Origin of the sequence: Pseudomonas sp. QTF5, assembly GCF_000512695.2 — a bacterium.
GTDB lineage: Bacteria > Pseudomonadota > Gammaproteobacteria > Pseudomonadales > Pseudomonadaceae > Aquipseudomonas.
The window spans coordinates 1-13,327 of record NZ_AZRW02000001.1; the positions used below are offsets into that span (position 1 = coordinate 1).

A 13,327-nucleotide genomic window follows, 5' to 3' on the forward strand; every position below is an offset into this window, starting at 1 on the left:
CAGGACGAGAAAAGAGCGGCATAGCTGGACGGTTGACGCGACAACTACCTTGAAAAACGCCGCACCGGCCACATCGAGCAGCAGATCCACGCCTTTACCTTCGGTCAGCCTCAGCACTTCGTCTGCCCAGTTCGGGGTAGTTCTGTAGTTGACGCCCGCTACGGCTCCCAGCCCCTTCACGGCTTGCAGATTCTCGTCGCTACTCGACGTTGCGATCACCTTCGCGCCAAGCGCAGTAGCGATCTGCACGGCAAATATGGACACACCGCCAGTGCCTTGAACCAACACGGTTTGCCCGGGCTGAATTTGTCCAAAGTCTACCAGTGAGTACCACGCCGTGAGCGCGGCAATAGAGGCCGAATATACGTGTGCAGTCGGCACGGGCGCCAAAGCAACGGGGCTTGCAATGAGGGGGAGTCCATATACGGACAGTCAAAGAAGCAGTAGCCTGCGACCGAGATCAATCACAGGTAAATGCGACTGAGGCAACTAAAAAAACCTTCTCAAGGAGCACCAAAGCGGGCGAGCGCAGCATCGATAAATCGTCGGAGTTTGGCTGTTCTCTGACGATTGGCCGTGTAGAGCAAATGCATTTGTCGGCTCGATGCCTGGTAGTCAGCAAACAGTCGAACTAACCCGCCGCTGCGCAATGCGGGCTCAAGAAAGTCTTCCGGTCCAAGGACAATCCCGAACCCGTCCAGTGCTGCCGACAACAGTGCTTTGCTCTCGTTGACCTGCAATCGACTGCCCACTTGCACCCGTTCAACTGCCGAGCCTTTGCAGAATACCCATTCGCGGTCGGCCGGCCGGGACCAGTAGGCATACCCCAGACACTCATGGTTCTTCAGATCACCCGGTGTTTGCGGCACTCCGCGGTCGGTCAGATAGCTCGGTGCCGCACAGGCTAACAATCGATAAGGCGCCAATGGCCTGGCGGTCAAACTGGATGCGGCCAATGGGCCAATCCTGAAAGCCACTTCATACCCCTCCTCCACCAGATCGACGAAGCGGTCGGTCAAATGCAGATCGATTTCAACCTCCGGGTGTTGACGCAAAAACTCCGTCACAAAGGGCATGAGGCTATAGGAGCCGAACGTTACGGGAGCGCTGATTCTCAGTTTGCCGCGCGGGGTGTCGTTCATGATCTGCGCAAGGGAGTCGGCAGCCTGAGCCTCGCTCAGAATGTGCTTACAGCGTTCGTAGTAAGCGCTGCCCAACTCAGTCAGGCTCTGGCGTCGGGTTGGTACGGTTCAGTAGCCGCGCACCTAGCCGCTGCTCAAGCGCGGAAACATGCTTGGCCACCATCTGCGGCGATAGGCCCAAGCGCTCGGCGGCGCTGGCATAGGAGCCGGACTCCGCCGCCATCACAAACGCCCCATGCTCGTCAGGCGATCCATCATTCAACACTCCTGGTAACGAGACTAAGTAGCCGATGATTATTTATCTGCCCTTGGTTGGCAATCATCATAGTTTCTTCTTACCAACCAGCGGAGCAAGGACATGCGTATCGGCATTATTGGGGCAGGCTTCATCGGACGTGCAGTAGCGCAATTGGTCATCGCGGCGGGACACGAGGCGATGCTCAGCAATTCACGTGGGCCACAGACCATGAACAGCGTGCTCAGTGGCATTCCTGGCAGTCAGGTCGGCACTGTCGAGGACGCAGCACAATTTGGTGAAGTTGTACTCGTGGCCATTCCTTTTGAGTATTACCGAAGCGTGCCGGCCAAGTGGCTAGAGGGCAAAACCGTGCTGGATGCCAACAATTACTACCCGGAACGCGACGGTCACATTGCCGCTCTCGACCGATTCGAAACCACCACCAGCCGCCTGCTCGCCGAGCATCTGCCCCACTCCAGCGTGGTCAAGGTGTTCAATGCAATCCTCGCCCAGGACCTGGTGCAGGACTCGCGCCCGAAAGCAGCGCCCGACCGACGCGCACTGCCGATCGCGGCGGATGATCCGGCGGCGAAAGCGCTGGTGATCACGTTGCTGGACGAGATTGGATTCGACGCGGCAGATGCGGGCAGCCTCGATGAAAGCTGGCGATTCGAACGGGCTAAACCCGCCTACTGCATACCGCTTGATAAAGAGGGGCTGAAGGTTGCCTTGGCTGCGGCCCATCGGCAGGTCGAATTGCCCGAGGGATCGTGGCGCCGCTGAATACCCACAACCGACTGGATCCAGAGAAGACTTGGAGCTGACTGAGAACAACGTCAGCTTTGGGTCGTTCACTGCCGGTCCGTCTTACCGGGTTGTACCAGGTCATCCATTACCAGCATGGTCATTCCCTTCCATGGTCACACCGTTCGACGGTGCTCTCATCCTGAGGTAGCACGAGCCTGCCATTAAAGTGGGGCGGCAAGGTAGTGACGGGGAGCGTTGAAGCCAATATGCCAGCAAAGGCCCCGTCAATCGCTCACTCAGTCGTGGGGGCCGGGGCTTTACTGCCCAAGCGGATCAGCTCATTGGAGAAACACAGCCCGACGATGATCAGTGCCGCACCCGCGAACAGGCTTTCGCGCGGTACTTCATGGAGCACCACAAACGCCAGCAGCGCGGCGAACAGTGGCTCGGTCAGTTCCAGCGCCTGCACTTGGGATGGCTTGAGATATTCGATGGCCTTGGTGGTGCAAAAGAAGCCGAGGATGGTCGGCAGCGCGGCCAGCGCCAGCAGTGCGGCGATCGCCAATGGCGACAGCTCGCCGATCACAAAACCATCGGCCGCAGCTGGCATCAGCAGGTACAGGCTGCCAAAAAAAAGCAATTGCCGGGTGAAGTGCAGCCCCCCGGACACACCCATTTGCTTCATGGCAACCGAAAAGGCCCCATAACCGCAGCCGGCCATGGAGGCAAGCGCAGCGCCTTGCAGGGTAAAGCCCTGTTGCAGGTCGGCGCCAAAGATCACCGCGATCCCGGCGATGGCCAGTGCGGCGCCCACGGTCGCGTTCGCGGTGATGGCATCCTTGAGGAAAATGCGCCCCAGGATGATCGAGGAAATCGAGGCACTGGCCATCAGCACCACCACTACACCTGCCGCAGCGTAATGCCGATAGGCGGACGTTTCGAAGTGAAACAGCACGAAGATGCCAAGGAAGGCGCAGATTGCCGCCTGAGTCCATTTGGCCGTAGATGCCGGGCGCTTGAGGAAAAGCAATAGGATCGAAAGTAGCATGCAACCCACCAGGGTCTTGATGACGGCCACACTGCTGGCAGTGAAGCCATTACTCATGAGTACTTTGCTAAGCACACCGATCGTTGCGTTCAATGCCGCGGCGGAGAGTGCAAACATGACGCCTTTGCTGAAACTGGATTGCATTGATGACGGTCCCTGTCGTTGCTTTGTCGTTAGATAGAATGCCGGCCCACATCGACGGCGCTAAGTTCGAGGATACAAAGATCCCGTCAAACCCGGCATTGATTGTGGCATAAACCGGATCGCCCAGCAGAATCCTGTGGGCCTTCTTGAGGTTCTGAAAAACTGTGTTTGCCAATGTCGATACCGAGAAGTGTCACCGTATTCATGAGAGATCCACCGTCTGAAAACGAGAAAAGCCCTGCAAAGCGTAAACTCGCTGGGCTTCCCGGTCAGGCTGACCATCTCATTAAGCCCCGCTCAGGATCTCTTGGCGGGGCTTTTTTGTGGTGCTTGACTCGTCCTGAATAAGGGGCAAGTCCAGGCACTTACAGTGGCAAGGTATTGCAGTGCTTGATCTCCTTGAGCGAAAACCCGGTGTACATTTCCTTGATATTGCCGAGCGTACGTATGCGATGCATGGCGAGTTCATGGAAGGCCTCCATGTCTTTGACGACTACCTGCAAGAGGTAGTCGTATTTCCCCGACACTTTGTGACAGGCAATAATGTTGGGCAGCGCCAGAACGCCCGCTTCGAAATGCTCCATAGCGTCCTCGGAGTGGCTATCGAGGGTGACGCTGATGAAAGCAAAAAGTCCCAGCCCCATGGTCTTTGGGTTCAGGTGCGCGTGATACCCGACAATCACCTCCTCTTCCAGGCGCTTCAGGCGCTTCCAGCAGGCTGGCGCTGACAGGCAAACACGAACGGCGATCTCGGCGTTCGTCAGGCGACCATTCATTTGCAGAATTTCCAGAATTGAACGATCAACCTTATCCATTTCCGCCATGTGTTCTCTCCCTTTAACAATGAGTACGCGGTAGGGCGGTTGGCCCCATCCCGCAGGTCCTTGATCAAGCATCCATTTCCAGAGACGACAAATATTAGAAAGGAAATTTCATAAAGAACACGTTTTGGATAATTAACGTCTGAAAAATAATTAAATACAGACCCGTTTCGAAAGCTAATTTTCGAGGCGCTGAAATACAATTTCTTGTCGTTTCCGACAACCAAGCCACTGGCTCTGACAATAAAAATAAGTAACAACGGAGGCAATATTGAGCATTTTCAGAACAAAAGACCTGGACGCAATGATTGCTGCTGCCCGAGCTCCCGCCGGGTTGAAAAAAGTGCTGGGGCCGATGGATCTGGTCCTGATTGGTATCGGTGCAATCGTGGGGACGGGCATCTTTGTATTGACCGGAACCGGCGCATTGACTGCGGGACCGGCCCTCACTGTTTCATTCCTGATAGCGGCGTTGGCCTGTGCATTTGCAGCGCTCTGTTATGCCGAGTTCGCCTCCTCTGTACCGGTAGCAGGCTCGATTTACACCTACAGCTACGCGACGCTGGGAGAGTTGGTGGCCTGGATGATCGGCTGGGATCTGATGCTCGAGTACGGACTGGCCAGCTCGGCTGTGTCTGTTGGGTGGTCGGGTTACTTCCAGTCCCTGCTGAGCGGATTTGGGCTGAGTCTTCCGGTTGTGCTTACGGCGGCTCCAGGCTCTTTGCCCGGTGTGGAAACCTGGTTCAACCTACCCGCGCTGGTGATTATGCTGGCAATCACCTGGATGCTTTCCATGGGCATCAAGGAATCGGCACGTGTAAACAACGTGATGGTGATCATCAAAATCGCCGTGGTGCTGCTCTTCATAGCCGTTGGTGCGCGACATGTTCAGCCGGCTAACTGGCAACCTTTCGCTCCCTTTGGTGGCCAGGGCATTTTGAGTGCTTCGGCCTTGGTGTTTTTTGCTTTTATTGGTTTCGATGCGGTTTCTTCTGCCGCCGAAGAAGTGAAAAAACCGGCGCGTGACCTCCCCATCGGTATTATCGGTTCCTTGGCCGTTTGTGCGGTGTTGTACGTTGCCGTTTCAATGATCATGACCGGCATCGTGCCCTATGCCCAATTCCTTGGCGTTGATCATCCAGTCTCATTGGCATTGCAATATGCCGGTGAAAGCTGGGTTGCCGGGTTCGTTGATTTAGGCGCAATCGTTGGCATGACGACTGTCATTCTGGTTATGGCTTACGGTCAAACCAGGATCATCTACGCGATGTCGCGCGATGGACTGCTTCCCCAGCGCCTTTCCAGGGTTCATCCACGATTCGGCACCCCATTTTTCGCCACCTGGATGGTCGGAATAGTCTTCGGGCTGATCTCGGCACTGATTCCGCTGAACGTCCTCGCCGAGCTGATCAACATCGGTACATTGGCCGCATTCAGTCTGATCTCGGTGGCAGTGATCGTATTGCGCAAGACCCGACCCGATCTCCCTCGCGCATTCAGATGCCCGGGCGTGCCCGTTGTTCCGTTGCTCGCCATCGCGTTCTGCGTAACCTTGATGACCTTCCTCAAGCTGACGACCTGGCTGGCATTTGGGGCGTGGTTGGCAATTGGCCTGGTGATCTACTTCGCCTATGCGAGGCGCCGCTCGTTGTTGCATTAATCCTGCATTTCGTCAGGTCTCTTTGGAGTGTCAATCAACCTCCAATAGTTTTCAGGTGCGAAATTGCATTCCAGTTGCGCACCTGACTGAACTCCCGCCAGGCCGAGTGATTCAATATCCGGAAGACTGTCAATGTAGCTGATCGATTGGTGATACTGTCTTTTACTATTCGAGCGTATTCCTGGTGGAGAGATGATCTGAGCCGTGCAACCGGGTCGGAAACAAGAAGTCCTCACTCCGGAGGCGGGCCTGATGCATCCAGGTTTCCAGAACCGTTCGGGTTTGCTCAGTGATTTCAAGCTGGGCTGGGTGCTGAGTTTTCTGCTGCATCACGATGGCCCGTGACGACACAGAGGGCCAGATCCCGTGTCATCTCCGCGGGCTGGAGTCTAACCCGGATGGCCCAGAAATCTCTGACTCGAAGCGGGGCTTTCTGCCCGACAAGCTTTCCCTTGTTCCAAGGCTGATGGCTGTATGCACCAATAATCTTCATGTCTTGTCCTCCAGGGAGGACAAGAGTGCATCAGTCACGGTGCGTGGTGGTCGCTAACCGACCCCTAACTGCCGCTCGCAACCGGCAGCGATAACCCCGTATGCGAGCGAGAAGCACAGTCATTTCGCGAATTTTGCGTACCACTGAGGTATCGTCAACCCCCAGAATTAGATCGATCTCAAAGCATGAAGATGACATTGACTGTCGAAGATTTGGTCCGGGTGGCAATGGCCAATCCAATAAACGCTGAAATCACCTCACGCTTGCCTGCGCTCGGTTTAGGTCAGTGCATGCTTACGGCTGGTTGCTTGTTCCAAGCCATTTGGAATCATCGGTCGCGGCTGCCGCCAGCGTGGGGAGTGAAGGATTACGACGTCTTTTACTTCGATGATGATTTGTCCTGGGAGGCCGAGGATGAGGTTATCCATTCAGTTCGGCGTCTGTTTCAGGACCTTGATGTAAATGTCGAGATCAAGAACCAGGCTCGCGTTCACCTTTGGTACAGCCAGCGATTTGGCGGGTCCTATCCTCAGCTTGATTCAACTAAAGACGGTATCGATCGATATCTGATTGCAGGTACGTGCATTGGTCTGGATGTGGACACTGGCGAAATCTACTCTCCCAATGGGCTAGGCGACACACATCAAGGGATTCTCCGCATAAACCCGAGAAATCCAAAGCCAGACTTGTTCGCTCAGAAGGCGAAAAGTTATCAAGCTCGCTGGCCTTGGCTCAGGATTATTGATTCCAGCATTTGATAAAGATCGCAGACCTTCCCAGTACGATTGTGTCGCCAAGCGCCGATTTATTGCCCGCTTTGAAGGACCGCTTTTGGCCAATTGCTGACCGTCGCCAAGGGCAGCAGGCGACCTAGTGCAGATGCTAAAACCTGATTGTCTGGCGCTACCAGTCGTTCTCAAGCTGGGCAATGAGGTTTAGGTCGAACCTGCGTCATTTGTATGAGAGCTGATCGACCGTTTCCCAACGAAGGTCGTTCCTCAATGGCACAAGGCACAAACCCAAGCCTGGGATAGAGCAACAGCCCAGCCGTATTTTCGTTGAAACAGGAGATCTGCACCTCGTTGGCTTCATAGCGCTCGAATGCCAAACACGTCATTGTCTCTACGATAAACGTGGCCACGCCTTTGCCCCGAGCGGTCGGCGAGACGATGACATTGCCGATACAGCAAACGCCATTGCGTTCAGCTCGATAGAAATTGGCGAATCCGACGACGGCTCCATCGATCTCAACGACAGTAGAGTCGAAGCGTTGGGTGATCGCAGCGATCAATTGCGCTTCCGTTAGCGGGTAGTGCGCTTTCGGAAACATGAAAAACAACTCTTGAGCGTTCTGAGGAAAGCCGCATATCGTTTTAATGTCGTCTGTCTTCACTGGCCTGTGGTTCAGTTTCATTGCATATCCCTAAGCTCCATGAATCAGCACTCTAGCCGAATCCCAAGGTTCGCGCAGGGTGAGGGAAATTATTGGTATGGATGGCTGATTATCTCCCTTCAAAAGCGCCAATGATGACAGGGTCAACAAACGGCTGATCACGCGCTGGGGCTGCTCCGCAGCCCAACGGCAGCAAGCTCCCTCGCCACAACAGCATCTCCTTTTGGCGATTCTCGCAAATCATCTTCACTGAATCCCACGCACAAAAAAGCCCACTGACCGTCACCGGTTCAGTGGGCTTTTGACAAGGCCTCTAGTTACAGAGCCATATCTGTCGCAGCATTAGCCTTCGGCGCCTTAGCCGGAGCGGCCGGAGCAGCAGCCGGAGCCGCTACCTGACCAATCACCGGCGGTGGAGTCAGCTGCAATACCTTGGCGGTATAAGCCCACTCTTCAGCCACTTTCACAGGGTTGCTGTTCAGTTGAGTGCCATAGCTTGGCACGATCTGGTGCAGCTTTTCCTGCCAGGCTGGGGTCGCAACCTTGTCCTTGAACACTTTCTGCAGCACGGTCAGCATGATCGGTGCAGCAGTCGAAGCGCCTGGCGATGCACCCAGCAGACCAGCGATGGTGCCGTCAGCAGAAGCAACGATCTCGGTGCCCAGTTTCAGCACGCCACCCGCTGCTTCATCACGCTTGATGATTTGCACGCGTTGGCCGGCTTGCCACAGGCGCCAGTCTTCGGCTTTGGCGTTCGGGAAGTATTCTTTCAGGGCGTTGAGGCGGTCTTCGTCAGACAGCATCAGTTGGCCTGCAAGGTACTCGACCAGCGGGTATTCCTTGATGCCGACCTTGGTCATTGGCCACACGTTGTGCGTGGTCGTGGTGGTCAGCAGGTCCAGGTACGAACCTTCTTTCAGGAACTTGGTGCTGAAGGTCGCGAATGGGCCAAACAGGATGACGCGCTTGCCGTCCAGAACACGGGTGTCCAAGTGCGGAACCGACATTGGCGGTGCGCCAACGGAGGCTTTGCCGTAGGCCTTGGCCAGGTGTTGCTCGGCGATGGTCGGGTTTTCGGTCACGAGGAACGAGCCGCCGACCGGGAAGCCTGCGTATTCCTTGGCTTCAGGAATGCCGGACTTCTGTAGCAGGTGCAGTGCACCGCCGCCCGCGCCGATGAAGACGAACTTGGCGTCGGTTTCGGTTTTGGTGCCGTCTTTCAGGTTTTTGTAGCTGACGCGCCAGGTGCCGTCTTCGTTCTTGGTGATGTCTTGCACTTCGCTAGACAGTTTCAAGTCGAACTTCGGCGTGGTTTGCAGGTGTGCGACGAACTGGCGGGTGATCTCGCCGAAGTTGACGTCGGTACCGAGCGGGCTCCAGGTGGCCGCGACTTTCTGGTTCGGGTCACGCCCTTCCATCATCAGCGGAACCCACTTCTTGATGACAGCCGGGTCTTCGGAGTACTGCATGCCGGCGAACAGCGGGCTCGCTTGCAGGGCTTCGTAGCGCTTCTTCAGGAACTTGATGTTGTCGTCGCCCCACACAAAGCTCATGTGCGGAGTGGAGTTGATGAACGAACGCGGGTTCTTCAGCACGCCTTGCTGAACTTGCCAGGCCCAGAACTGACGGGAGATCTGGAAAGCTTCGTTGATTTCAACGGCTTTCGGGATCTGGACGTTGCCCTTGTCGTCTTCCGGGGTGTAGTTCAACTCGGCCAGGGCGGAGTGACCGGTACCGGCGTTGTTCCAGCCGTTGGAGCTTTCCTGGGCGACGCCGTCGAGGCGCTCGACCATTTCCATCGACAGACCAGGTTCCAGCTCATTAAGCCAGACACCCAGCGTTGCACTCATGATGCCGCCGCCAATGAGCAGCACATCGACTTTCTTTGCCTCTTCCGCGTGAACGGACGTGATCCCCATCGACAAAGCCAGCCCCAGCAGGGCCGTGTTCAGTTTCTTAAACATCTGTAGCACCTATGATAAACGCCATCCGCCCCCAATCCTCAACATGAGCAACCCAGGTGTACGGGTACGCAGGCAGCGTGCCGTGGGTTCCTGCACTTACAAGGATTTGAAGGTGGGCACACAAGGCCGACGTGTCCATCGACCTCAGTTATATGTCCCTCGTGCACTGATTTTTATCATTATTGGCTCAGTTACTTGAGCGACATTGATTCTGTCGGACGTCTGTGGACGTACGAACCGAATAAGTCAAACCAAGTTAATGCGACAGAATATCACGCCTCGACCAGCCTGCGCGCCCGAAAGGACTCAACAGTCTAGTCGGGACGGGGTCCGCGATCGGCGTCTTTGCTCAAACGATCCAGCACAAATGCCTTGGCGTTGCGCGTCATCTGGTCGAGATGCCGGTCGCGCTGCTTCTCTGCATCGATCATCGCCCGCTTGCCGTGTTTCTGCAGCAGATACGTATGTATCTGCCGCACCTCTAAAGAACTGTAGATTGATGTGACATCCAGTAAGCCCATCAAGCCTTCAGTGCCGTGATCACGGGTGTTCATCAGCACTTGAGTGCCGCGCACGTCCAACACTTGAAAGCCCATCGATTCAAACCAGGGCACCTTGGCAACGGTGCAGGTCAGTTCGGCATGCGGGTAGCGGCCGAGCATGTCTTGCAGCATCGCCCGGGCAACGCCCCGCCGCCGATGACTGGCCTGCACCGCCATATACGCCACGCCGCACGCCTCGGGATCGTCCTTGACTGGCAGGTACAGCAGAAAGCCGATGACCGTCTCGGGGTCTTCGTCATCCGTTGCAACGATCAATTCGACAGCAATGCCTTTGGCGCCGCTGAGCGCTTCGAGGTAGAGATGAACCTCATAGCCCACTGCGTATTGATACACGTTGTACAACGGGTTGCTCGGCGCGATGCCCACCATGCTGATGTCGGTCAGGTTGTCGACGACCATCTGCAGGATCTGGCTGTTGATGGGCTCTGGGCATGGCGTGGCAAAGTGGGTGAGCTGGGGCATTGCGTTGTTGACTCCGGGTTAAGCTGAGCATCAGCCCCGCTATTGTCACAGATCGAGCCCCTCACAGGAAAATCACTGCTCGGGCGCGACGATGCGGAAGCGGATGCTGATGTCGTTAGAGACAACCTTGTCGCCCCACTCCCCTTCCCCGATGTTGAAGTCCCTGCGTTTCACAACGATGTCGCCATCGAAGATCCCGATGGCATGTTCCGGCTTCAACAGCACCTTCACCTGCAACTCGCGCGTCATGCCCCTGAGCGTGAGGTTGCCGGTGATCAAGTAGCGGTGGTCGCCCAGTGCTTTCACCCCGGTCGATTCAAAGGTGGCCACCGGATACTTCGCCGTGTTGAACCAGGCAGGCTTTTGCAGCTCACTGTTGGCATCGCTGCCCCCGGCTTCGATGCTGGCAAGGTCGATGGTCAGCGTGGCGCGGGCCGCGGTGGGGTTCGCCGTGTCGAAATCGAGCGTGGCGTCGAACTTGCCGAAGGTGCCATACGCCCTGGTGCCGAACTGGTTATAGGTGAACGATATCTTGCTGGCGGTGGTATTGACCTGGGTGTATTCGACGGCGTGGGCGCAGGGCAAAGTGCCGACCAGGAGGATGGCGAGCAATGCGGCGAAACGCGGGAATCGAGGAGGCATGGGATTCTCCGGTTGAAGCGCCCTTCAGGGATTGAAGTACCGCACCGACGTGGCTGCGATAGCTGGACTTAAGCAAATAATCGTTGGTTACGCTAGGTCCGGGGGTAAATGCGATCTGTCGAGGCTGACACTGATTGGAAAGTCCTCGGCGTTGAGGACTTTCCTGGTTTTTTCAAACAGTAGTGCCACCAACCCGAAGGATCAGACGCTCGGATGGGTATGGTAAATCTTGCTGACGATGGTCCACTTGCCTTCTACCTTCAGCAGGTTGAAGAAGTCGGTGAAGCGGAACCCCGAGACGTTGTCGGTATCGACCCGCGCACTGGCCGCCGTGCCGACGATGTCGATGCGCACGATGGCGGCTTTGGCTTCCGGGGATGGACGGAACGCGTTGTCGATGACGTCGTAGAGATTCTGGATTGCGCCGCCGACGAGCTTGTCGCCATCGACACCAAACATCGTGGCCTGCTCGTTGAAGGCGGGCTTCATCAGTGCGCTGTCGGCTTTCGCGCCACCTTCGTTGTACTGGTTAAGTACGTCGACAATCGCGTTGTATTCCTGAACGTAAGTAAGACTGCTCATTGCATGACTCCTGATAAGTAACTGACACGGGTTATTGCACGGAACCTGTGGGAGCGGGCTTGCTCGCGAAAGCGGACTGACAGTCGACAACGATGTTGAATGTTATGACGCCTTCGCGAGCAAGCCCGCTCCCACAGGGATTGCGTTTGACTGGAGGAGGGTGATCAGGTTTTCTGCACCACCCGGGCAACCCCTGAAGGCTCAATGCTGACCTTTTCCCACTTGGCGATGACCAAGGGTGCAATCGCATTGCCCAGCACGTTCAGGGTGGTGGTGCCGCTGTCGATAATCCGGAAGATGCCGGCAATCAGTGCGACCCCTTCCAGTGGAAGACCGGCCGATGCCAAGGTGGCGGACAGGATGATGATGGCGAACCCGGGAACCCCGGCGGCCCCTTTGGACGTCAGCACCATCGTCACCACCAGCAGTATCTGCTGGGACAGCGACAGGTCGATCCCATAGAGTTGCGCGACAAAAATCGTCGCCACACCGAGGAAGATTGACGCACCATCCAGGTTGAATGCGTAACCCACCGGCACCACAAAACTGACGATACGGCGCGGCACGCCATAGTGTTCCAGCTTGCTCATCAGCTGCGGCATGACCGACGCCGATGCGGCGCTGGAGAACGCCAGAATCAGTTCATTACGGAAATACTTGATCAGTTTGAAAATATTCTCGCCAATCAAGTAGCAAATACCGCCCAGCACCACCAGCGCAAAGACAATCAGAGCCAGGTAAACCACGCCGATCAACTTGAGCAAAGGCAATAGCGAGGCAAAGCCAAAGGTCGCCACGGTAGCGCCGATCATGCCAAATACCCCGATCGGTGCATAAGCCATGACAATACTGACGACCTTGAACATGGCATCAGAAATGCCTTGAACCACCGCCACCACTGGTGCGCTCTTCTCTTTGGGGAGCGAGTTCAATGCCAGGCCAAACAGCACAGCGAAGAACAGCACCGAGAGCAACTTCGCTTCCGACATCGCGACAAAAACGTTATCGGGAACGATGTTTTGCAGGATGACGAGAGCGCCCTTCGAAGGCTCCATGTTGACCGAGGCGGTGCTGTGGGAAATGCCCGAAATATCGGTGCCCGTGCCGGGCTCGAAAATATTGGCGAAACACAGCCCCATCACAATGGCCAGTCCGGTAATCGCGAAGAAATACCCCAGCGACTTGACGCCCATGCGCCCAAAAGACTTGTTATCACCGCCGCCGGCAATCCCCAGAATCATGCAACAGAACACAATGGGAACAACGACCATCTTCATCATCTTGATGAAAATATCGCCAAGGGGTTTGAGGATTTCAGAACTGATCCAGCCTTGATATTGCGGGTGTGTATTGAAGTACCAACCGACGAGCACGCCAAGCAACAGCCCGGCAACTATTTGCCAAACCAAAGGGATACGTTTCATGTCT

The 13,327-nt window shown here is 56.0% G+C and carries 11 protein-coding genes and 3 pseudogenes; 3 read left to right on the forward strand and 11 right to left on the reverse strand.

What is annotated here, in order from left to right; translation table 11 throughout:
• Nucleotides 1–351 (reverse strand): annotated as a pseudogene (locus IC37_RS00005) (zinc-binding dehydrogenase); the annotation flags it as partial.
• A gap of 152 nt (nt 352–503) precedes the next feature.
• Nucleotides 504–1,400: pseudogene (locus IC37_RS00010) on the reverse strand (LysR family transcriptional regulator).
• 100 nt (nt 1,401–1,500) lie between these two features.
• Between IC37_RS00010 and IC37_RS00015 the strand changes: the two are divergent.
• Nucleotides 1,501–2,163 carry an NADPH-dependent F420 reductase gene (locus IC37_RS00015; RefSeq protein WP_030131067.1) on the forward strand — a complete coding sequence of 221 codons (663 nt, stop codon included), beginning with the start codon at nt 1,501–1,503 and terminating at the stop codon, nt 2,161–2,163.
• Nucleotides 2,164–2,419: 256 nt separating this feature from the next.
• Here the strand turns inward: IC37_RS00015 and IC37_RS00020 are convergent, their stop codons facing one another.
• Nucleotides 2,420–3,319: a DMT family transporter gene (locus IC37_RS00020; protein WP_030131066.1), complete on the reverse strand. Its 900-nt coding sequence runs from the start codon at nt 3,317–3,319 to the stop codon at nt 2,420–2,422.
• Between the two features lie 365 nt (nt 3,320–3,684).
• Nucleotides 3,685–4,215 carry an Lrp/AsnC family transcriptional regulator gene (locus IC37_RS00030; RefSeq protein WP_256580592.1) on the reverse strand — a complete coding sequence of 177 codons (531 nt, stop codon included), beginning with the start codon at nt 4,213–4,215 and terminating at the stop codon, nt 3,685–3,687.
• 196 nt (nt 4,216–4,411) lie between these two features.
• On the opposite strand from IC37_RS00030, the gene IC37_RS00035 reads away from it, so the two are divergent.
• Complete coding sequence (locus tag IC37_RS00035) at nt 4,412–5,800, forward strand: amino acid permease (protein WP_033864918.1); 1,389 nt, start codon at nt 4,412–4,414, stop codon at nt 5,798–5,800.
• A 160-nt stretch (nt 5,801–5,960) separates the two neighbouring features.
• On the opposite strand, the pseudogene IC37_RS00040 reads toward IC37_RS00035, so the two are convergent.
• Nucleotides 5,961–6,293 (reverse strand): annotated as a pseudogene (locus IC37_RS00040) (integrase); the annotation flags it as partial.
• Between the two features lie 191 nt (nt 6,294–6,484).
• Here IC37_RS00040 and IC37_RS00045 point away from each other — a divergent pair.
• Nucleotides 6,485–7,051 (forward strand): nucleotidyltransferase family protein, encoded by a 567-nt coding sequence (locus IC37_RS00045; protein WP_033864924.1) that lies wholly within the window; start codon nt 6,485–6,487, stop codon nt 7,049–7,051.
• Nucleotides 7,052–7,209: 158 nt separating this feature from the next.
• Here IC37_RS00045 and IC37_RS00050 read toward each other — a convergent pair whose 3' ends face one another.
• The 6 genes from IC37_RS00050 to IC37_RS00075 all read right to left on the reverse strand — a co-directional run bounded on the left by IC37_RS00050 (nt 7,210) and on the right by IC37_RS00075 (nt 13,323).
• Nucleotides 7,210–7,707 (reverse strand): GNAT family N-acetyltransferase, encoded by a 498-nt coding sequence (locus IC37_RS00050; protein ID WP_030131062.1) that lies wholly within the window; start codon nt 7,705–7,707, stop codon nt 7,210–7,212.
• Nucleotides 7,708–8,003: 296 nt separating this feature from the next.
• Complete coding sequence (gene mqo, locus IC37_RS00055; protein ID WP_030131061.1) at nt 8,004–9,650, reverse strand: malate dehydrogenase (quinone); 1,647 nt, start codon at nt 9,648–9,650, stop codon at nt 8,004–8,006.
• A 314-nt stretch (nt 9,651–9,964) separates the two neighbouring features.
• Entirely contained in the window at nt 9,965–10,675 is a 711-nt protein-coding gene (locus tag IC37_RS00060) for a GNAT family N-acetyltransferase (protein ID WP_030131060.1), read from the reverse strand.
• Between the two features lie 72 nt (nt 10,676–10,747).
• A complete protein-coding gene (locus IC37_RS00065) occupies nt 10,748–11,317 on the reverse strand; it encodes a YceI family protein (RefSeq protein ID WP_030131059.1) in 570 nt (189 codons plus the stop codon).
• Between the two features lie 201 nt (nt 11,318–11,518).
• A complete protein-coding gene (locus IC37_RS00070; protein ID WP_030131058.1) occupies nt 11,519–11,899 on the reverse strand; it encodes a nuclear transport factor 2 family protein in 381 nt (126 codons plus the stop codon).
• Nucleotides 11,900–12,063: 164 nt separating this feature from the next.
• Nucleotides 12,064–13,323: a cation:dicarboxylate symporter family transporter gene (locus IC37_RS00075; protein WP_030131057.1), complete on the reverse strand. Its 1,260-nt coding sequence runs from the start codon at nt 13,321–13,323 to the stop codon at nt 12,064–12,066.
• Nucleotides 13,324–13,327: the final 4 nt, after the last annotated feature.

Bases quoted from the DNA above. Each gene is read 5' to 3' on its own strand.
- IC37_RS00065 (WP_030131059.1), bottom strand. From the start codon at position 11,317: ATGCCTCCTCGATTCCCGCGTTTCGCCGCATTGCTCGCCATCCTCCTG.
- IC37_RS00045 (WP_033864924.1), top strand. From the start codon at position 6,485: ATGACATTGACTGTCGAAGATTTGGTCCGGGTGGCAATGGCCAATCCA.
- mqo (WP_030131061.1), bottom strand. From the start codon at position 9,650: ATGTTTAAGAAACTGAACACGGCCCTGCTGGGGCTGGCTTTGTCGATG.
- IC37_RS00020 (WP_030131066.1), bottom strand. From the start codon at position 3,319: ATGCAATCCAGTTTCAGCAAAGGCGTCATGTTTGCACTCTCCGCCGCG.
- IC37_RS00060 (WP_030131060.1), bottom strand. From the start codon at position 10,675: ATGCCCCAGCTCACCCACTTTGCCACGCCATGCCCAGAGCCCATCAAC.
- IC37_RS00050 (WP_030131062.1), bottom strand. From the start codon at position 7,707: ATGAAACTGAACCACAGGCCAGTGAAGACAGACGACATTAAAACGATA.
- IC37_RS00070 (WP_030131058.1), bottom strand. From the start codon at position 11,899: ATGAGCAGTCTTACTTACGTTCAGGAATACAACGCGATTGTCGACGTA.
- IC37_RS00015 (WP_030131067.1), top strand. From the start codon at position 1,501: ATGCGTATCGGCATTATTGGGGCAGGCTTCATCGGACGTGCAGTAGCG.
- IC37_RS00030 (WP_256580592.1), bottom strand. From the start codon at position 4,215: ATGCTTGATCAAGGACCTGCGGGATGGGGCCAACCGCCCTACCGCGTA.
- IC37_RS00075 (WP_030131057.1), bottom strand. From the start codon at position 13,323: ATGAAACGTATCCCTTTGGTTTGGCAAATAGTTGCCGGGCTGTTGCTT.